Genomic DNA, 19798 nt, shown 5'->3' with positions numbered 1-19798 from the left:
ATTGCGATCAAAGAAAAACCGAGAAGAACTGCACCCTGTCGCATTTTGCCTCCCACGGCTCACGGGTGGTACCGCCGTGCCGAAAGGGGAAAGCTATGGAGGCATCTACTCTCCCTATATTAGATAAACTACTTAGGGCTTCTAGGTATCTTGCCTGAGTGGAGTTAAGCGAGTTGCCGCAGGCCGTAGTACTCAGCCAGCCGCAATCCGTAATACTTCGGCGGCAACTCGTTCACCGCAAACACAGAGCACTGGATTACGGCGCGGATGCGCAACCAGAGATGCCGGATTGCAAATGCGGCCAGCTTGTCCCCGCCCAAATCGGAACATGAGGCTATTCGTCGTTGAGGCACTGCTCAGCGCTTGACTACGGCTTGCCAGTCTTTGATCATCTGCGGCTTCCCATTTTGGATCACAGTTGGGTACACATGATCGAGTCCCTGATGATGATGCGCGCTGAACATCAGCTTGGCATCGTTACCCAATCCGATGTCCATATCATGGAGCGACTCAAGGCCATTCACGAATTGCTCGCGCGTGGGATCAGCTCCGGCTTTTCTGAGGCCGTCGGCAACCACCAGAGCATCGATGAATCCTTCGAGACTGACGAAGCTCGGCTGCGTGCTCGACATGAATTTGGCGATGCTTTCCCGATACAGCTTCACGGTCGGCAATTCCGTACGGTCGTATGGCGGAACGACCTGTGTTATCACTACGCCTTCGGCATCGTTACCGGCTGCTTTGATCAGAGCTTCCGTACCCACGAACGAAACGGTGAGGAAGGTCGGGCGCCAGCTCTGCGCATGTGTCTGTTTGAGAATCTGCGCCCCGGGCGCGTACGGACTGGCAAAGATCACCGCCTGCGGATTGGCTGCGTGTACGTCTGCTATTGCTTTGCCCACGTCTAGCGTATTGCGAACGAATTTGCCCAGACCTGCAGGCGACGCTCCATGTTTATGCAAGGCGAGCTTCACGCCTTCGAGCACGGCATTGCCGAAAGCGTCATCCTGGTAGATGACTCCGATCTTGCGTACGCCTGCGTTCCAGAGACCATCGACCTGCTCGCGCGTCTCATCGTTATAGGAAGCGCGGACGCTAAAGATGAAGTGCTTCGTCGGCTGGCTGAGAAACGGTGCTCCACTGAAGAGTCCCACAAGGGGAACTTTCTCGCTCTCGGCCAGGGGCACATATTTGGCGGCAGTGGGAGTTCCGACAAAAAATGCTGCGCTGAAAATGCCGTCTTTCGTGAGCTGGGCAAAGCATGCCGCGGCTTTGTCCGGATCATAGCCATCGTCATGGGAACTTAGCTTCAGCTTGCGTCCGTTTACACCGCCTTGATCGTTGATGTAATCGAAATAGGCGGTGGCTCCGAGTACGGTTTCCAGGCCGAGTTGCCGCGCGGGTCCGTCCAGGGCGGAGCATGAGCCGATTTTCACTTCACTGCTTGTGATTCCAGGCGCCTGTGCCGCCGAGATCCCGGCAAACGCCAAGATCGCTGCCAATAGCAGGCCAGTCAGGCTGATGTATTTTCTGATTGCGCACAGGCTGGCGCAGATCGGGGCTGCCATATCGTTCTCTCCATCGGCATTTCGCCGCAGAACACGGATATGTGCGGATGTGTTTGGGAGAAGTCCGCCTCTTACCGAGAGTATGTCGAAATCTGTGCAGGAACTGGACTAAATCGTGAAATGGCCCTGACTTGTAAATAGCAACGAGAGTTACGCATCGAACCGCCGACATGCGTTCGCGCGCAGTCTTTGGAATTGAACAGGGAGGACACGGAGGGCACGGAGTACTCAAATGGCGATCCGCGGTTTTCCAGCACAGTTGGTTTCAACGCTCGGAGTCGATATCAACCAACCACAAAAGCAATCCTTCGTACCCTCCGTGTCCTCCGTGTTCAACCCCGGGATGGGCCGCCGCAAATCTTATCGCAGCAGATCTTCAAGTTCGATCGACTGATCAGTTCGCTCGTCGCGATACTTCACGATGACCGGCGTATATAACGAGAGTCCCCACTCCTGTCCTTTGCCGCGAGTGACGGCTCGTGAGCCGGGAACAACGACCGCTCCTTCCGGAATTTCCAAGGCGCGATTGGAACTGGAGCGCAATACCTCGCCTCGGATGAGATCATAGACCGGAGTGGAACGAGTGAGAATCGTTCCCGCTCCAAGCACAGCGCGAGCGCGGACCAGCGTGCCTTCGTAGATCCCGCAGTTGCCGCCGATCAGTACGTCATCTTCGATGATGACCGGCGATGCGTTGACCGGCTCCAGCACCCCGCCGATCTGTGCCGCAGCACTCACGTGGACTCGCTTTCCCACCTGTGCGCATGAGCCGACGAGCGCATGCGAATCGACCATCGTGCATTCGTCCACATACGCGCCGGCGTTGATGAACATCGGCGGCATGCAGATCACCGATGGCGCAACATAGGCTCCTGTGCGCACGGACGATCCGCCGGGAACGATACGAACGCGGTCTTGCGCTTCGAACCGGCGCGGCGGATATGTGGCTTTATCGACAAACGACAGCACGCCTCCCTTCCACTCGTGCAGCGTTCCAATTCGGAACCCCACCAGGATGCCTTGCTTCACCCAGGTGTTCACATGCCAGCGGCCGTCGATCTTCTCGGCTGCCCGAATCTCGCCATGCGTAAGCGCTTCGCGGAAACGCTCGAAAGTTGCATGCGCCTGCGGGACCTCGTGGGCGCGAGATCCTGCATCAAACAATGTTTCAATCTGCTCCCGCAAGCTTGCGGCACCAGGTGAGCTGTGGGACATTTGCAGTGGAGTATAAACGCGAACTGGCCGCGCGCATCTCACAAGTGCAGCAGCTTGTCCGACCATGGAACTGAACCCGCTCCAGCAACTGCTCGGCCGCACACTGCTGATCGTGGCCCATCCAGACGACGAATCGATCTCTTGCGGCGGCTTGCTGCAGTGCATCGAGCAGCCCTGTGTCGTGTTCGCCACCGACGGCGCTCCGGAAGACGAATACTTCTGGCGCAAGTACGGCTCGCGCACGGCGTATGCCAATGTGCGCGAGGAGGAAGCTCGCGCAGCTCTGGAATCTGTGGGCGTCGGCGCCGTCGAATTTCTCTCCCATCGCGTGCAGGCGCCGCTCATCGATCAGCGCCTCTACAAGTCGTTGCCCGCCGCCTTTGCTGCACTCTCATCGCTCGTCGAGCAGTTTCGTGCGCAGTGTCTGTTGACGTTGGCCTATGAAGGCGGACACCCGGACCATGACAGTGTGAGCTTCCTCGCTGCGCAACTCGGGAAAACGCATTCGATCCCAATTTGGGAGGCGCCTTTGTACCATCGGAGTCCTGATGGAAAAGGAATGTTTCAGCAGTTCGTAGTCGAGCATGGCGAAGTGATCGAGCATCATGTTCAAGGCCGGGAACTGGAAAAGAAAATGCGCATGCTCGCCTGCTATAAATCTCAATTTGATGCGCTGCCGTCCTTCCGGCCCGAAATGGAACGGTTCCGTCCGCAAGCTGCCTATGACTACTCGCGCCGACCGCACGAAGGCAAACTCAACTATGAAGTGTGGCAGTGGCGCATGACGCCGCAAGAGGTATGCGCCGCCTTCGGCGAGTTCTCAGCGGCTGCGGTGCCGCTGGAGAAATGAGTTCCGCAGCGTGACGGAATCTCCTCGAAAGCTCCGCGTGCTTTATGTGGCGTATCCTTTGCTGCCCATTTCGGAACACAGCGCCGGTGGCGCCGAGCAGATGCTGCTCGCAGTGGAGCGCGAAATGCACCGTCGGGGATACAGCACCACGGTCGCTGCCTGTGCAGGCTCGCACGTGGCCGGTGATTTGTTTGCAACCGGCGGCGGCGCGGACAATGCCGACCAATTCGAGCGGCGCTCGCAAGAGCAGACCCAGGCGCTTCTTACCTGGCTTCATGGAGGAGCAGCAAAAGGCCTCGACCTCATTCACGACATGAGTGGGGGTTTCTGGCAGCACGCCGAGGGGCTCCCGATTCCGGTAATGGCGACCCTCCATTTGCCTCCGCAACTCTACAAGCACGCGAACTTCTCCGTCGTTCCTAACTGCGTGTCTTTTAACTGCGTTTCGCAATCGCAGATGTGCGAGTTCCGAGACTTGCCACGCGTGCTTGGTGTTGCGCCCAACGGCATTCCGGTGGAGAAGTTCATCGAACCTCTCGTGCCGACCGGCCGCCGAGAATACTTTGTCTGGCTTGGCCGCATCTGCGAAGAAAAAGGCCCGCACACCGCGCTCGATGTCGCCCGCAAAGCCGGCGTGAAGCTGATCCTTGCAGGCACCGTCTATCCTTTTCTCTATCACCAGAAATACTTTGCGCGGGAAATCATTCCGCGCCTGAAACGCGCCGGCACCAGCGCCAGGTACGTTCCGCAGCCGATCTTCGCGGAAAAAGTTGACTTAATCCGCAATGCCCGCGCTCTGCTCATCACCAGCGAAGTGAACGAGACCAGTTCTGTGGTCGCGATGGAGGCCGCAGCTTGCGGAACTCCAGTTGTCGCACTGCGGCGAGGCGCGCTGCCGGAAGTTGTAGCCGAAGGCGTAACCGGATTTATCGTCGACGATGCCGATCAAATGGCCTCAGCTCTGTCTCGTGTGCGGGAAATCAACCCAGAGGACTGTCGAGCGTACGCACTCCAGAACTATTCCTCCCGCCGTATGGCCGATGCCTACGAGGAACTCTATTGCAAGCTGATGACGATTCAGCTTTCACGATCGGCCGCGTGGTAACGTCAGAAGATCTCATCGAATCTCACTCGATCCCATCGAATCCCATCAGATATCTCATCCGCCGAGATGAGATATCCCGTATGAACGATCTCATTGAATCCCTTGAGATCTCATCCGATCTCTTCTTTTTGATTGCATGGCGCGCTGCTTTCAGTCATCCGTAACTCCCACCTTCCGTGCTATGACGAATCGCGAGAAAAGTCAAGAGAAAAAATGAAGTCACGGATTCCTAAAATGGGAATCTGCGCGAAACGCGCAACTGTAAACCGACGGAATTAATCCGTGATTTTGAATTGAACCGGTTGCGATCGCGAGCCCAGCTCTTGCAGCAGGAGGCTGACTACGGTGCAGACACCCGCTCGGCCAGCAGCGCCAGCTCGGTCGCGACCTTTTCGAGCTTCGTGCGTGTTTCCGGCTTCACGCGCACCATGGGAAGACGATAGTTCTCTTCGATGCGTCCCATCATCGCCAGCAGGCACTTTGCCGGCATCGGGTTCGATTCAATGAAGAGCGCCTGCATGAGAGGGAGATACTTGCGATGCAACGCACGTGCGCGCGGCCAATCGTCGTCGAGCGCCGCCTGAGTCATTTGTGCGATCTCTGCAGGAATGACGTTGGAAGCTACCGAGATAATTCCTCGTCCGCCAAGAGAAATCACGGGTAGCGTGACTGCGTCATCGCCCGACAGGACTGTGAAGTCCTCCGGAACTACGTTCAAAACCTCAGCGATCTGCGTCATGCTGCCGCTGGCTTCTTTCACGGCAACGATGTTGTGAATTTTCGCCAGGCGCGCCAGTGTCGCCGGCTCGATGTTCGCCGCCGTTCTGCCCGGAACGTTGTAGAGAACTATCGGCTTGTCCACCGCTTCGGCAATGGCTTTGAAGTGTTGGTACTGTCCTTCCTGAGTCGGTTTGTTGTAGTACGGAGACGCCGTGAGAATTGCGTCAACACCCTTGCGAGAACCCACGGCCTTAGCGCGCTGGACGGCTTCTTGCGTTGAATTCGAAGTTGCGCCGGCGACGATCGGCACTCGAGCACGGGCCACTTCGATCGTGATGTCGATGACGCGCAGCCATTCGTCGTGAGTGAGCGTCGGCGTCTCACCGGTAGTTCCACACGGAACCAGGAAGTGCACGCCGGAAGCGACTTGCCACTCGACCAGCGAGCTCAAGGCGCGCTCATCGATGGCGCCGTCCGCGCGAAAGGGCGTAACCAAAGCTGTGCCGCAGCCGCGAAGGTTCATGTGTAAAGGATAACGCGAGCCAGGGATGCCCCACCGGCGTTTGTTAGTTGCTCGGGACGGCTGGCCCAGGCTGCGCCTTCAGCCTCTTCCGCTCCTGCCGGCTCCACTGATACAGGAGTTCCGCATCGGCCTCGCTCAGTCTGGCTTCTGGATGAAGAAGCAGATATTGCGGCAGTGGCATTTTTCTATTTCTTACCATCGGCCCGATTTGGGACAGGATGTGCTCGCGGTCCCCGATACTGTACTGATCCCACTTCGACATGTTCCAGTGGCTGCGACCATCGTGTACGTCTCTTTCGATCAGCCACGAGATCGGGGCGAGATGACTGTACGCCGGCCAGGTTGTGCGCTCGGAATGACAGTTCTGGCAGGAACGCTGCAGCACAGCGAGCACCGGCGGGCCGATCTCGGCGGAAGACATAAGCTGTTTGGCCGGATCGGCGACTCTCGCGTTGCCGTACGGATGAACGAATGCCAGCAGGAAAAGCAACGCGAGAATACCGACACCACAGCCGCCGATGAGCTGCGGATTCCAGGTGCGCTTCTCGATTGTCGCTTCTGCCGCAACGCTGCCGCGTTTCAAAATTTCAGCCATCGCACGCTCGCTATTTCGTTGAGAGTTGCTTCAGGTAGGCGATGACGTCGGCGCGTTCGTCGGCCTTTTCCAAATGGAAGTCCATGTCGGCCTCGGAGATGAACTTATCTGGATCAGTGAGCCACTTATCAAGATTGGCGTCATCCCAAGTGACTCCGGATTTCGCGACCGCGTCGGAGTACTTGAAGCTCGGCACCGTGCCTGCTTTTCTGCCGTAAACACCGCGAAGGCGGGGGCCTTCTTTGTCGTTGTCGAGCGAGTGACAGCCGCCGCAGCGCCGGTCGAAGAGCTGATGGCCGCGATCGGCATCTGCTTGCTGTGTCACCACAGCCGAAGAAAACGGCAGCAAGAGCATGACTCCGAACACAAAAGCGGCGAGTGGGACGGCGATCAAACGTGTTGGAGCCACTCTGAGCAAGCGTTCCCGAATTGAGACTTGATGCATTTCATTCTTCCTTATCATTCAAAGTCCACGAATACCCGGGGCAATTAGGCCCGAAGGGCCGCCAGAAGCGGAGCCCAGCGGCGTGAGCCCTGGGTTGGAGGAGACGAGACGTCGAGCCCTGAAAGGGCGACACTCCATTCGGCGTCGATTAAACGCCGCCCCTTCGCAGCTCAGAATTTTTGGGGCGACTATGTTCCCAAGGCTTACGCCGCTGGGCTCTGCTTCTACCGGGCCTTCGGGCTTGCTCTTCTAAGGCGTCAACGTCTCAGGCTCATCTGCCGGTGTGGGAGCACGAGGGCCGCAGAGGAACGTGCTTCGTCTGCGGAGCCGCTGGCAAGACTGGAATCAACGATTGCCAAGCTCTGGTTCTGCTCGACGTAATGCACGTTCGCAAGTCCCAGCACGCTACGCAGTCGTTCTGCAGGCACCTTCATCGGACCAGGAGCGGGCGCGGTGCCCGGTGCCGGCTGAGGGAATGCCGTCGACATGGCGGTGTGGAAGGTCGCATTGCCCTCGACTTTCTGCATCACCTGATGGATATGTCCGTTGAGTACCGTTACGGAACCAAAGCGCTTGAGATACTCGAACGCTTGCTCGCTGTCTTTTGTTCCCCATCCCCAATCGGGATAAATAGTCCATAGCGGAATGTGCGCGAACACGACTACCGGAGTGCTGGCCGAAACTCCGCCCAAATCTTCCTTGAACCATGCGATTTGTTCATCGCCAAGTTGGCCCATGCCTTCGAGCTGTATGACGTTCACCAGTCCGACGAAGTGGACGCCTTTGTGATTGAAGCTGTACCAGCCTCGGCCTTTTGTGCTTTTCCCATATCGGTCAAGGTATTGTTTGCCATCGTCAACTGAGGTGTCGTGCTCGCCCGGAACATAGAAGATCTGCTTGGGCTTGGCGCTCTTGAGCACCTGATCCATGGTGTCGAACTCGGAGGCCTTCGACTGATGGCTGAGATCACCGGTGTGGATGATGAAATCAGCTGGGACGGGCAGAGCGTTGATGCGATCCACGGCAGCCTGAAGTGTGGCAACGACATCCGTATTCGCGGGTTTGTTGAAGCCCATGTGGCTGTCGCTGATCTGCACGAATTGCAGGCCAGATTCAGCCTTCTTGCCATGCTTCCCGCCTTCGAAGATGTGAGATGTGGGAATTCCCTCAGCGGTGATGGTCCAGAGCAGTCCGGTGCCGGCCCAGGCCATACATTTCAAAAAGCCGCGGCGGTCGAGACCGTCGGTGCTGTGGCGCTCATCAAGAAGATTAGGATCAGATTCGTTGCGTCTGTGCGACATAGGCTCCTTTGCGATTTCTGGTTTCCGCCAAAGGGAACCGAGAGGCTTGAAGCTTTATTCCTTTGAACGCGAGCAAAGCTGGGACGAAAATTTCACAGCGGACGGGTTTGTTGTCTTAATGGAGACCGGCATGGCAGCTCTCCAGTAGAGTGTGCAGGTGGCAAATTGGGTGAACAGGCGTATGCTTTTGCGGACATTTGCCAGCATCAGACTTTCTTTCGGGCAATGACTCTGCCGTAGGCCGACAGGCATCCTGCAGTAGTTCTGGAGTAATCCAACAACTCACGGTCTGGTGTGCCGTTATTGGCGGACTTGCGTCGAGTGATGAACGCGGGCAAGCTGGCGCGCCTGGAGGGGAAGATGTTGAGTAAATTGTCGCTTGCAATCGTTTTGTCAGCGTCGTTCGGTTTTGCGCAGGTTGCTGTTGTAGGAGGGACTGCTACCACGGCAGGTCCAGCAATGGCGACGGTGCCGGTGAGTGCCGCGAACGCGCCGCTCATCTCCACGCCTGATATCGCGCTGCCGGGCAGCGGATCTGCGGTGGGCGCGCCGATTTCCGCGGCGGCCGCGAACGATAGCCGCTCCAGCAGTGGTCCTTCGGTCTATAACCCGAACGGCGCGGCCTTTGCAGTAGCGGAGCCGGCATCCTCAAACTTGGCCGCGATTCCAAGCTCGTCGAATGCAGCGACCTCAACGACCACACCGGCTTCAGGCGCTGCGGCTACACCGACTGAGCCGTTCGAAAACGGCATTCAGCATTTCGAATCGGGATTGCCGAACACTTCGAATCAGACGCAAAGTTTGGGACAGATCGCCCGTGCGTATCGGTCACACCGTCCGCAGGATGTGAAGAGCTTCAACAATGACAGCATCGCGGAATTGAACGCGCGCGGAGTGCGCACCGGCAATTTGGGTCCGGAAACCAGTACGGTCGTCGCTGGCTCACAGTCCGCGACTCAACCAGCCCAGTCTGCGAATGCAGGCACGTTAATGGCTCAAAATCAAGCGCCGGCGCTACCGCAGAGCGACCAGAGCCAGGCTGCTCCGTCGACATCACCTTCGAGTTCGAGTTCCACGGCATGGCAGCAGCGGCATAAGACATCAGAGCAAAGCCCCACTCCGTCTGCCCAGAGCACCGGAGCAACTCAACCGCAAAGCTCGTCGGCCCAAAATACACCCGCGGCGAACGAAAACACCGCCAAAACTCAAACCCCCACGCTTCCCCAGACCGGCTCGCCATTGCCGCTCTTGCTGCTGCTCGGTGGATTGGGCGTAGTCGGCGGATTGGTGTACTGGCTTCGCCGATAGGTACTCGAAATCAAATCTGGTAGGCTTGGAATCCCGGCTGCGTTGAGGCCGGGATTTCTTTATCCGCTCGCATTCGGAGGCGAAGCCTTTGTCCCATCCGCAACGAGAAGCCGTGTCACAACTGCGGCGCGAGATGGGATTCTGGGATGTTCTCCTCTTTAATATCGCTGCGGTGCTCGGCCCCAGGTGGATTGCAGCGGCAGCCCATAATGGGACTTCATCACTCAGTTTGTGGGTGCTGGCAGCCGTCTTCTTTTTCTTCCCAACGGCACTCGTCATTACCGAACTCTCCAGCCGCTTCCCATCTGAAGGCGGGCTCTACATCTGGACGCGCGAAGCCTTCGGCGATTTTCACGGCTTCGTCGCGGGATGGGCGTATTGGGTTTATTCGTTCTTCTACTTTCCTGGACTGCTGGTGGCGAGCACGGCGATGAGCGCGTACATCGGCGGACTCGGTCATTCGCACCTGGCAAATGACAAACATTTTCTCGTCGCGGGCTCACTCGTACTGCTGGCCGTTGCCGTCGGACTGAATATCGTTGGCCTGAATATCGGAAAGTGGCTGCAGAATGCCGGAGGCGTTGGGACCTATGCTCCACTCCTGATCCTGATCGCAATTGCAGTTGCCGTTTATTCTCGAGCCGGATCGCACGTTCACCTGACACGCGTGAATGTTCTTCCGACTTGGGATTTCGACACCGTGAACTTCTGGTCACAGATTGCCTTCGCGTTCACGGGTTTGGAACTCGTTTGCGCGATGTCGGAGGAAGTTCACAACCCGCGGCGAACCTTTCCACGTGCGATTCTCGGTTCAGGAGTCCTGATCGCGCTCATCTACATCCTCGGCACTCTTGCAACGATGGTGATGGTCACTCCTGCCGATGTCGATCCCAAGAGTGGAGTCTTCCAGGCGATTACTTCGGGATCGCATTTGCTCGGCATCGGGATCGTGGGCGTAATTGCGGCGCTGCTGGTCACAGTTGGCAACGCCGGAGGCGTGGGAACCACGGTGGCGGGAATCGCAAGGGTGCCATTTGCCGTTGGCATCGACAGCTATCTGCCGGCATTCTTCGGAAAAATTCATCCGCGCTGGCGCACGCCGTACATTGCCATTCTTATTCAAGCGGGAATTTCCGCTTTTATCCTTGTCCTCGCGCAGATCAGCGAGACAGTGAACGGCGCCTACCAGGTGCTGGTAGACGCTGCAATCATTCTTTACTTCCTGCCATTTCTGTATATGTACGCTGCCGCTATCAAACTGGCGTACCGGGCAGACCGAAATGGGAATGCTGATGCGGTGCTCATTCCATGGGGACGAGCTGGAGTGTGGATCGTAGGACTGCTCGGATTCTTCATTTGTCTGCTCTCAATGGTGCTCTCGATGATTCCGCCCGGCGAGACCACGAACAAAGCAGTATTCGAACTCAAGCTGATCGGCGGCACCTCGCTTGCGATCCTCATTGGCCTCGCGCTCTACTGGACATCCAGCCGAAAGCGAACGACTGCGGCGCAATGATAACGACCGCCTCTCCTCCACCGCATGCTTGCTGAATGGATTGTCGAGCCAGGACCGAATGACCCGGTGCTTGAGATCCCCTGGCGGTCAGAGGATGGCTCGGTGCGCTTCCTCGATCTCAAACGCCAGCCAGAGCTTTTATTAGAAATACCGGAGGCGTGTACCTGCGAGGAGTTGGCAAGTTTTCTCGATTGGGCAAATTCACCAGACTCCCAGATCGAAACTGCCAAGTGCGACGTCTGGAGCACCAGTGAAATGGATGCCGATGACGAAGTCTTCGGCGAAGCGGTTAAGTTCAGCTCCTATGTCGATTTGCTCTTTGCATCACTCGCCCGCAACAGCTTTCCCGAATGCGAGCGCTTCGTCCAAACCCTGGCTCGGATGCTGCGACAAGCTCCAGATCTGAGCAGCGCAGCGCAGTTCATCGTGCGTCGCTGTTTGGATCATCGCCAGGAAGGCGATGCCTCTGAGTGCTTCTCGATCACTTTTTACCTTCACGGCTACGGGGCGGATCTTCAGGAAGCACAACAGCGCTGGGCCATTGGTCTAACCCTGGCACAAAACGCGATGAAGCAGTATCTGCGTTCAGCCAAGGTGTGAATGATCGAGTAGGCCAAGCAGGACGTACTGCAAATCAGACGAAGTCAATCTTGTCTCCTCCGTGTACTCCGTGCCTCCGTGGTGAAAAGGTTTTATTTTCCGGCAGGCGAGTGCCCGAAATACCTCTGCGCGAATTCCAGGAACGTCGGCCAGTTTGGTCCTGTCGTGTGCCCACCGCTGTGAGAACGAAATGCAATGTCGCCGCTGATCAGTGTCGTTTCGATCGGCGGGAATTCCGTTGTGCCCAGATCTTTCTTTCCTAACAGGCGGTAAACCGGACCGGCGCCGACGGCGCCGAGGAACATGCCCTTCGCATCGACCCAGCCGCCTTCGACTTTAGGCGCGCCGGTGCTGATGAATAGCGGACGCGGAGCGCACAACGCGATGAGTTCATTGGCATCGACCGGCAGGTCGTTGGTCGTGAGCGGACCGGCATACTTCAGGAAGTTGCCAGCCATCCAGTGATACTCGCCGGATGCAGCAATGTTTTCCACCTGCTCGCCGAAGATGCGGCGATAGAGTTTGGCTCCGCCTTCGCCGGAGGAGCCGATGAAGCCGATGGCGAAGCGCTGATCATACGCCATGGTCACCAGCGCGGCCTTCCCATATCGGGAGAGGCCCTCGATGCCGACTCGTTTGGCATCGACTGCCTTATCCGTCTCGAAGTAATCGAGCGCTCGGCTTGCTCCCCACGCCCAGGCCCGGAGTGCGCCCCAGTCATCAAGGTTTCGCGGCTGTCCTTTATTGGTGAGGCCGATGATTCCTTCTGTCAGCCCCGCTCCGTTATCGGCCTGAATCGTGGTGGGAATCAGAATCGCGTAGCCCCAGCCTTTCGCCAGTACTTGCTCCTGCCATGTGGGCCCCGATGTTGAGTTGCGCAATGCAGCGAACCGCCGCGCCATGGCGGCCATAAATTCCGGGCTGAACCCGAACTCCATGATCACCGGCACTGGGCCGGCGGCGCTCGCGGGCGTGGTCAAGGTCAACTGAATGTTTACATCGATCAGCGGGTACGCCGAGTTATCTACACGCCCGATGAGTTTCCTGGTAATTGCCGGAACAGCCCCGACTTTCTCTTCTTCGACGTTCGCGACCTGCCATTCCACTTTGGGAACGTTCGCCGGAACGCGCCCGTAGATCTCGCGATCGAAGTCTTCGACGATTTCCGGACGCCGCTTCTGCCACCAGTCTTTCGGCGTTTTCACCTTCTTCCCACTTTTGAACGTAAGCGGATCGGGCAGTGTATACGGCGGGACCTTTGACTCGTCTGTGTTCGCCGCATTGGGAGCGGATGGATTGCCGCTCGGTCCTGGGCGCAGCGAGCTGATGTGCAGCAACTCCATCGTGCGCTGATGGTCCTGCTCGGCGGTGAGGTGTGCCGGTTCGGGATAGCTTGGGGCCTGCTCTTCGGATGCGGGGTGGATCTCAACGTAGTCGAGCGCCGCCGGATCGCCTCCGTCCGGCGTACCTTCGATGCGGATCTCTTCTCCTTGATGCAGCGATACGTCATGGATGCGCCGACGCGTTGAGGAATCGCCGTCGAGCTTTCGCGCCGGCAGATGATCGTCTCCGATCCAGTGATCAACTTCGTGTCCGCCGACGAGCACGCGGAACTTCGCTTGCCCAGTAGGCATGTCGAAGTACTGAATGTCGAGTTCGTATTGGCCAGTCGGCTTCGGAAACTTGAAGTCTGCCTCGCAACTCGCGCCTGCAGGACACTGCACAGCTTTGCCGCCGGAAGCTGTCTCCCACGGTGTAATGTTCACCGGCTGATAGCCGCTGAGGTGCATCGACTCGGCTTCCAGGCGATTGGGAAAATGTCCGGCGCGTCCTTTGGCATCAGGAATTCCGGAGGTCCGAAGGAACCAGTTGCAAATGGCATCGCGCCAGACGATTGCGTGGCCGCTTTGGTATTCGAGACGCGCCAGTGTGGCGGCATAACGCTCATCGTCGATGCGTCCTTTCAGGCGCTCCCATGCGTGGACGAGACCGGCGGCTTGCTCCGCGCCTTCGTAATGAGAATCGTAGATGTGCTGGATGACAGTCTTCCCGGAATGGAGCTTGTAGGTGTACGGCACGTGATGGAAGAAGAGCAACAGCTCATCGGGTGTTGTCGCGAGGGACTCATACATCTGTGCCACTTCGGGACTGTACTGCGCGGTGTAGCCGGTCCCAGTAGCAACCGTGCGATCCATGCCGATGCCGTTGTGATCGGCGCGATGCCACTGACCCCAGCCGTTGCGCTCTGACGATTCGATGCCCGGTCCGTAATGCGGACCGGTGATATTAGTCAGCGTACCGGCGCCGAGCGGGCCGGTGTAGTTCTCGTAGATGTGCCATGAGGCCATCTGCATGTCGGTGATCGTGTTGACCACTTCGGAATCGCTTCCGAAGGTGAGCCGCGTCCAGTCTTCGGCGATGGCTCTGGCCGTGAGATTCGGATTCCATGCCAGTCGTCCGAAGCCGTACACGTTTGCCATGGCGAGTGGATGGCCCATCCAGTTGGCGTCCATTCCCACATTGGCAACCCCGACGAAGCCGCCGAGTGGCCGATGGAAGGTGCGGCCGGCCACGATGTCCTTGGTCAGAGTGACATGGTGATTTGCGTGGAGATCGAAGTCGAGGACCTCTTTCCACATCGTCGGCAGATAAACCAGGTGCCGAGCCTGGCCTAGATACTCCTGCGTGATCTGCAACTCGAGAGCTTCGTTCGTTTTTTCCAGTCCGCTGATTAAAGGTGAAACCGGTTCGCGCACCTGGAAATCGATGGGGCCGTTCTTGATTTGGATCACGACGTTGTCGTCGAACTTGCCATCGAGCGGATGAAAGTTGTCGTAGGCAGCGTTTGCGCGGTCCGCCTTCGGATCACGCCAATCGAGATGGTGGTTGTAGACGAACGCGCGATAAAAAACGATGCCTCCGTGGGGCTTCAGCGCGCGGGCGATCACGTCGGCGGCATCGGCGGGAGTGCGGTTGTAAGTCGCAGGGCCGAGGCGTCCTTCTGAGTCGGCTTTCACGACGAATCCGGCGAAATCGGGAATCTGTCGATAAATGGCATCGACGCGCTTGCTCCACCAGTCTGCAACGCGCGCATCGAGCGGATCGAAGGTATCGAGACCGCCGATCACCTTTGGGCTGCTGAAATCTACCGAGATCGAGAGCCTCACTCCCCAGGGGCGAAAAACATCTGCAATGCGGGCGAGCTGCGGCAGGAAACTCTCATCGAGAACATTCGGATTGGCGTTTACGTTGTTGACCGTGCAGCCATCGATCCCGATTGAGGCCAGCAGGCGCGCGTATTCGGCAGCGCGGGTGAGATCGGCGCGGACTGAGCCGTTTTCGAAAAAGATGGAGGGCCCGCCATATCCGCGCTCGATACGACCGTCGAGGTTGTCCCATTGATCGACCCAGCGCAGTGGAGCGTACGGCTGTTGCGTCTCTTCCAGATATTCGATGTTTTCGCCCAGCGCGATCTTCTGAAGCAGCGCAAAGCTCCCATACAGCGCTCCGCGATCGTCGCCGCCGACGATGACTATTCGTTCCAGGTCGCCAGCTTTCTTTGTAGCAAGCCAGTAGCCGTCTTCATGCAAAGCCGGGAGTTGCAAATCGGGAATCGCCGCGCGGACCGACTCAACTGTCCCCAGCACGATAGCTGAGCCGCCGGAAGGCAGCGCATTCGACGAGGCAAGCTCTTTGCCGAGCATGCCTTCGACACCGCGAGTCAATTCCTGTTGGGCACTCTTGAGCAGAGCGGAGTCGCCGAGCACAACGAGGTTCGAAGGCAACGATTCGTACTGCTTGGCTTCCTGAGCAGATAAAGGGGCGTAGCGCAGCCAAGCCTGCTCGCCCGTTTCAGCGTGGATTACGCCGGCGAACAGAAGAACAATCAGCAACGGTCGCAGGTAGGGAGAAGTTGCAGCGCGCATCGTCAGTAAGAATCCAGGCTCGCCGTGAGAAGCTGGTCTAAATCGCTTTAGACATTGTTTTACACGCGAACTAAAGGGATGGGGCACAGTAGAGCACCGCAAATCAGCGAAGTCAAATACTGAGAGAGGCGAACACGAAGGCCACGGAGGTAAACACAAGAGGTCGCGGAGATTTCGCTGCGATAATGCTTGGGCATGATTAACTTCCGTTCGGTTGCGTTTATGCGTTCTACAGGCCCTCTGCTCGGCGTTATTCTCTTAATTGCTCGCTGTCCCATTCTGGGACAAACGCCTGCACCGGCACAACATCCGTCGCGTCCTCCGATGCCTACACGCGATCCTCACTCCACCGGCTTTGTCGCGGCTACAGAATTGCCCGATGGCACGGTGCCTTCGCCCGATGCGAACGGAAACTTCATTTTGGGACCGACGCACAATCCGGCTCCGGAGATCGCTTCGGCGCTTCAGGCAAGCGACGACACGCTTGCGAACGGAAACGTCGTCGAGTTCACGATGAAGTCCTCCGATAGCACGATTTATCCGGGTATTGCGCGCGATCCAAATACTTTCGGCACACCTGATCCTGCGGATCCGGCCAAGCTGATCGTGACTACCAGCCACCCTGCGCCTTACAGACGGAAGGTAGCGGTGTATGTGCCAAAGCAGTACCTGGCCGGCAGCGTCGCTCCATTTATTGTCGGAGCCGATGGTCCGGATCGCCTGCTCTTTCTCACCCTCGACTCGCTCATTGCTCAGCATAAGCTTCCGGCGATGATCGCGATTTCTATCGGCAACGGAGGTGGCGACGCGCAAGGCAGTGAGCGTGGCCTCGAATACGACACGATGTCAGGAAAGTATGCCGAGTTCGTGGAGACCGAAGTTCTGCCGCAGGTCGAAGCGCAGGCTCACGTAAGACTCACGAAGGATCCCGATGGACGAGCGACAACGGGCGGCAGCTCCGGGGCGGCTTGTGCGCTGATCATGGCGTGGTATCACCCTGAGTTGTATCACCGCGTTCTTTCCTATTCTGGGACTTTCGTAAATCAGCAATGGCCCTACAATCCGCAGACTCCTCACGGCGCATGGGAGTTTCACGAGCATCTCATTCCCGGCAGTCCACGCAAGCCGATAAGGATCTGGATGGAAGTGGGTGACCGCGACCTCCTCAATCCGAATGCCATGCGCGACAACATGCATGACTGGGTGCTTGCAAACGAACGCATGGCGCAGGCACTCGCGGCCAAGGGATATCACTACCAGTTTGTCTTCGCCCGCAACGCCGGCCACGTGGATCGCGCGGTCAAGCAGCAGACGCTCGCCGAAGCGCTCGAGTACGTGTGGAAGGGCTACTCGCCTGCTTCTACCAGGAAGTGATTTCGACCTGTTATCTTGCCTTCATGTTCAATTCACGCTTGCGTGCTGTCTTTTTAATTCTGCTGCTGGTGCTGCCTGCCGCTGCCAAAGAAGAAAAGTATCTAAAAGCCGGCCCGGTGCAGCTCACCTCTGAGGGAAATAAATGGGCGGAGAAGACGCTCAAGAAGATGTCGCTCGAAGAGAAAATCGGGCAGATGATCCAGATTCGCGCCTACGCTGACTTCCTCAACGTAGCGAGCGACGAATACCAGCAGGTCCGCGATGCCATCAAGAAATATCACCTGGGCTCGATCATTCTTACGGTTCGCGTCTCTGACGGACTGCTCGTCCGCGATCTGCCGTATGAAGCTGCTGCAGTGACCAACATGCTGCAGAAGGAATCGAAGCTGCCGCTGCTGGTTGCTGCGGACTTCGAGCGTGGTCTTTCGATGCGTCTGAACGAAACGCCGGCGTTCCCGCATGCCATGGCGTTCGGCGCCACCTACAATCCCGAGTTCGAAGAGAAGTTCGCGGAGATCACGGCGCAGGAATCGCGTGCGATTGGCGTGCACTGGAACTACTTTCCTGTTGCGGATGTGAACATCAATCCCAAGAATCCGATTATCAATACACGGTCATTTGGAGAGGACCCGCAGCAGGTAGCGGCGATGGTGGCGGCCTACGTAGAGGGTTCGCGCAAGTACGGAATGCTTAGTACTGCGAAGCATTTTCCCGGACACGGCGACACCGCAACCGATTCCCATCTTGGCGTTGCGATGGTTCCCGGCGATATCGCACGTCTCGATTCGGTCGAGCTGCCGCCGTTCGAGAAGGCAGTCGAGGCCGGAGTGGATTCGATTATGGTTGCTCATGTAACCATTCCCGCATTGGAATCTGATACGGACAAAGTTGCCACTACCTCTCACAAGATCGTCACCGATCTGCTCAAGGACAAGTTGCATTTCCAGGGTCTTATCGTCACCGACGCGCTCGAGATGCACGGCCTTACTCGGCTCTATCCTGAGAACGGCCCCAATCCTTCTGGTCGCGCTGCCGTCGATGCGGTGAAGGCAGGCAACGACATGGTGCTGCTGCCTTCGGATCTGGATGGCGCTTTCAACGGGCTCGTTCAGGCAGTCCGCAGTAAGGAGATCTCCCAGCAGCAAATCGACACGTCAGTGCTGAAGATTCTTCGTGCCAAGGCTTCGCTCGGCCTCTATAAAGCCCGGCTTGTAGATATGGAAGAGATTCCCCACATTGTCAGTCGTCCGGAGAGCATTGACTTTGCGCAGCAGGTGGCGGATGCCGCCGTGACTCTGGTGCGGGACAGTGGACAGGTCCTTCCATTGCCTGCCACCGCACCACGAGTGCCGGGAACCAACCCGCAGCCAGGAGCGTATCGAATTCCAGGGACCCCTTCGCCGGTGGTCGGCGTCATAATCACCGACGATGTGCGCAGCCAGTATGGCCGCGTCTTCGAGCTTGAACTGCGACGGCGCGCTCGCGGTACCAAGGTCTATTACATCGACTCCGCCATCGCCGCAGGCATGACGCCTGAGATCGTGGAAGCGGCGAAGCAAGCGCAGAAGGTAGTTGTCGCAGCCTACGTTGTGCCGACTGCCGCGAAGCAAACTGTTGTCAACGGTCAGCTCACAAATACCGTTGGATTGAACGACGCTACGGGAAATCTCATGCAGCAGTTGCTCGATGCAGCCGGATCGAAGATGGCGGTGATTGCTATGGGCAATCCATATCTGGCAATGAACTTTCCCAATGTGGCAACGTATATCTGTACGTATTCGAACGCGCCTACGTCGGAGCGCAGCGCGGTGAAGCTGCTCTTCGGCGAGATACAACTCAAAGGCAAGCTCCCAGTGAGCCTCCCCGGCATTGCCGATCGCGGATTCGGACTGCAGCTCAAGCCGGAAGAGATGCGAGTCGCCTCGGAGCTGCCGAAAACAACATCAGGAGCGGCACAAATCCAATGAAATCGCGCATTGAAGTCATTCCTCTCGCCATCCTTGCTGCTGCCTTGTCGCTTACAGCATGCGTGAACGTCAGCAAGACCGGCAATGGCGACAACGTGGACGTGAAGACCCCCTTCGGCTCGGTCAGCGTGCGCACCGATCAGGTGAAGCCGGAAGAGACTGGACTGAATGTCTATCCTGGAGCGAAGCTCGTTCCCAAAGAGGGACACGATCACGACCAGGCTAACGTAAACATCTCGAGTCCGTGGGGACAGTTAAAAGTGATTGCGCTCAACTTTCACAGCGACGATTCGCCCGACAAAGTCCTCGCCTGGTATCGGCAGGACTTGAAGCAGAAATATGGGAAGTACCTGGAGTGCAAGGGAACCGAAGTCAACTTCCACGACCACAACAAGGATTCGGACAATCAACTCACCTGCGGAAGCGAACGCGGCAACGGCTCCAATTACCGGTGGGATGACAGCCATACCATAGAGCTAAAGACCGGGATTGACGACAAGCAACACATCGTGGCCGTCAAACCGGAGAGCGGCGGCAGCAACATCGCGCTCGTGTATGTGCAGAAGCACGGCGAGCACGACTCGATCTGAGCTTCGTTCCATTTTGGGCTTCTTCTGCTCGAAGTTCTGGAATTCTGTGAGATTCTGTCATCCTGTCTATAACCACGACGGCTCTGTCAAGATCTGATTTTGAACTCTGCGGGCGACACCTCTCCCGTGAGCACGAGCGATGTTGTTTTTGCGCCGGCGCTTTTCCCTTATCAGGAAGGGGTTGCCGTTGGTTTT

General features: G+C 57.6%; 16 protein-coding genes. 8 read left to right on the top strand and 8 right to left on the bottom strand.

Going from position 1 to position 19798, the window contains the following annotated elements; translation table 11 throughout:
* Window positions 1-164: 164 nt before the first annotated feature.
* From VFU50_06825 to VFU50_06815, 3 genes are all read right to left on the bottom strand, one after another.
* The gene (locus VFU50_06825; GenBank protein ID HEU5232556.1) at window positions 165-353 is read right to left on the bottom strand and encodes a hypothetical protein; all 189 of its coding nucleotides are present in this window, start codon (window positions 351-353) and stop codon (window positions 165-167) included.
* 3 nt (window positions 354-356) lie between these two features.
* Entirely contained in the window at window positions 357-1568 is a 1212-nt protein-coding gene (locus VFU50_06820) for an ABC transporter substrate-binding protein (protein HEU5232555.1), read from the bottom strand.
* Window positions 1569-1928: 360 nt separating this feature from the next.
* Complete coding sequence (locus VFU50_06815) at window positions 1929-2783, bottom strand: 2,3,4,5-tetrahydropyridine-2,6-dicarboxylate N-succinyltransferase (protein HEU5232554.1); 855 nt, start codon at window positions 2781-2783, stop codon at window positions 1929-1931.
* A gap of 64 nt (window positions 2784-2847) precedes the next feature.
* Between VFU50_06815 and VFU50_06810 the strand changes: the two genes are divergently transcribed.
* Entirely contained in the window at window positions 2848-3633 is a 786-nt protein-coding gene (locus tag VFU50_06810) for a PIG-L family deacetylase (protein HEU5232553.1), read from the top strand.
* Window positions 3634-3643: 10 nt separating this feature from the next.
* Window positions 3644-4738, top strand: a complete 1095-nt coding sequence (locus tag VFU50_06805) for a glycosyltransferase (protein HEU5232552.1) — start codon at window positions 3644-3646, stop codon at window positions 4736-4738.
* Window positions 4739-5078: 340 nt separating this feature from the next.
* Here VFU50_06805 and dapA read toward each other — a convergent pair whose 3' ends face one another.
* The 4 genes from dapA to VFU50_06785 all read right to left on the bottom strand — a co-directional run bounded on the left by dapA (window position 5079) and on the right by VFU50_06785 (window position 8322).
* Entirely contained in the window at window positions 5079-5981 is a 903-nt protein-coding gene (dapA, locus tag VFU50_06800) for a 4-hydroxy-tetrahydrodipicolinate synthase (protein HEU5232551.1), read from the bottom strand.
* Window positions 5982-6024: 43 nt separating this feature from the next.
* Entirely contained in the window at window positions 6025-6576 is a 552-nt protein-coding gene (locus VFU50_06795; GenBank protein ID HEU5232550.1) for a heme-binding domain-containing protein, read from the bottom strand.
* A gap of 10 nt (window positions 6577-6586) precedes the next feature.
* A complete protein-coding gene (locus VFU50_06790) occupies window positions 6587-7021 on the bottom strand; it encodes a c-type cytochrome (protein HEU5232549.1) in 435 nt (144 codons plus the stop codon).
* 257 nt (window positions 7022-7278) lie between these two features.
* A complete protein-coding gene (locus VFU50_06785; protein HEU5232548.1) occupies window positions 7279-8322 on the bottom strand; it encodes a metallophosphoesterase in 1044 nt (347 codons plus the stop codon).
* Window positions 8323-8682: 360 nt separating this feature from the next.
* On the opposite strand from VFU50_06785, the gene VFU50_06780 reads away from it, so the two are divergent.
* The 3 genes from VFU50_06780 (at window position 8683) to VFU50_06770 (ending at window position 11746) form a co-directional block, all read left to right on the top strand.
* Window positions 8683-9630 (top strand): LPXTG cell wall anchor domain-containing protein, encoded by a 948-nt coding sequence (locus VFU50_06780; protein ID HEU5232547.1) that lies wholly within the window; start codon window positions 8683-8685, stop codon window positions 9628-9630.
* Between the two features lie 88 nt (window positions 9631-9718).
* The gene (locus VFU50_06775) at window positions 9719-11146 is read left to right on the top strand and encodes an APC family permease (GenBank protein HEU5232546.1); all 1428 of its coding nucleotides are present in this window, start codon (window positions 9719-9721) and stop codon (window positions 11144-11146) included.
* Window positions 11147-11170: 24 nt separating this feature from the next.
* Entirely contained in the window at window positions 11171-11746 is a 576-nt protein-coding gene (locus tag VFU50_06770; protein HEU5232545.1) for a hypothetical protein, read from the top strand.
* 92 nt (window positions 11747-11838) lie between these two features.
* Here the strand turns inward: VFU50_06770 and VFU50_06765 are convergent, their stop codons facing one another.
* Window positions 11839-15672 carry an alpha-glucuronidase family glycosyl hydrolase gene (locus VFU50_06765; protein HEU5232544.1) on the bottom strand — a complete coding sequence of 1278 codons (3834 nt, stop codon included), beginning with the start codon at window positions 15670-15672 and terminating at the stop codon, window positions 11839-11841.
* A 195-nt stretch (window positions 15673-15867) separates the two neighbouring features.
* On the opposite strand from VFU50_06765, the gene VFU50_06760 reads away from it, so the two are divergent.
* From VFU50_06760 to VFU50_06750, 3 genes are read left to right on the top strand one after another with little or no spacing between them, the layout of a single operon-like run.
* The gene (locus VFU50_06760) at window positions 15868-17046 is read left to right on the top strand and encodes an alpha/beta hydrolase-fold protein (GenBank protein HEU5232543.1); all 1179 of its coding nucleotides are present in this window, start codon (window positions 15868-15870) and stop codon (window positions 17044-17046) included.
* Between the two features lie 23 nt (window positions 17047-17069).
* Window positions 17070-19013: a glycoside hydrolase family 3 N-terminal domain-containing protein gene (locus tag VFU50_06755; protein ID HEU5232542.1), complete on the top strand. Its 1944-nt coding sequence runs from the start codon at window positions 17070-17072 to the stop codon at window positions 19011-19013.
* Complete coding sequence (locus VFU50_06750; GenBank protein HEU5232541.1) at window positions 19010-19603, top strand: hypothetical protein; 594 nt, start codon at window positions 19010-19012, stop codon at window positions 19601-19603. The genes VFU50_06755 and VFU50_06750 overlap by 4 nt, the downstream gene beginning before the upstream one ends.
* Window positions 19604-19798: the final 195 nt, after the last annotated feature.

The sequence above is a fragment of the Terriglobales bacterium genome, assembly GCA_035764005.1.
Taxonomy (GTDB): Bacteria; Acidobacteriota; Terriglobia; order Terriglobales; family Acidobacteriaceae; genus Gp1-AA112.
This window is presented reverse-complemented; position numbering and strand designations above follow the sequence as displayed.

Bases quoted from the DNA above. Each gene is read 5' to 3' on its own strand.
- VFU50_06760 (HEU5232543.1), top strand. From the start codon at position 15,868: ATGATTAACTTCCGTTCGGTTGCGTTTATGCGTTCTACAGGCCCTCTG.
- VFU50_06755 (HEU5232542.1), top strand. From the start codon at position 17,070: ATGTTCAATTCACGCTTGCGTGCTGTCTTTTTAATTCTGCTGCTGGTG.
- VFU50_06780 (HEU5232547.1), top strand. From the start codon at position 8,683: ATGTTGAGTAAATTGTCGCTTGCAATCGTTTTGTCAGCGTCGTTCGGT.
- VFU50_06810 (HEU5232553.1), top strand. From the start codon at position 2,848: ATGGAACTGAACCCGCTCCAGCAACTGCTCGGCCGCACACTGCTGATC.
- VFU50_06795 (HEU5232550.1), bottom strand. From the start codon at position 6,576: ATGGCTGAAATTTTGAAACGCGGCAGCGTTGCGGCAGAAGCGACAATC.
- VFU50_06785 (HEU5232548.1), bottom strand. From the start codon at position 8,322: ATGTCGCACAGACGCAACGAATCTGATCCTAATCTTCTTGATGAGCGC.
- VFU50_06820 (HEU5232555.1), bottom strand. From the start codon at position 1,568: ATGGCAGCCCCGATCTGCGCCAGCCTGTGCGCAATCAGAAAATACATC.
- VFU50_06765 (HEU5232544.1), bottom strand. From the start codon at position 15,672: ATGCGCGCTGCAACTTCTCCCTACCTGCGACCGTTGCTGATTGTTCTT.
- VFU50_06790 (HEU5232549.1), bottom strand. From the start codon at position 7,021: ATGCATCAAGTCTCAATTCGGGAACGCTTGCTCAGAGTGGCTCCAACA.
- dapA (HEU5232551.1), bottom strand. From the start codon at position 5,981: ATGAACCTTCGCGGCTGCGGCACAGCTTTGGTTACGCCCTTTCGCGCG.
- VFU50_06770 (HEU5232545.1), top strand. From the start codon at position 11,171: ATGCTTGCTGAATGGATTGTCGAGCCAGGACCGAATGACCCGGTGCTT.
- VFU50_06750 (HEU5232541.1), top strand. From the start codon at position 19,010: ATGAAATCGCGCATTGAAGTCATTCCTCTCGCCATCCTTGCTGCTGCC.
- VFU50_06815 (HEU5232554.1), bottom strand. From the start codon at position 2,783: ATGTCCCACAGCTCACCTGGTGCCGCAAGCTTGCGGGAGCAGATTGAA.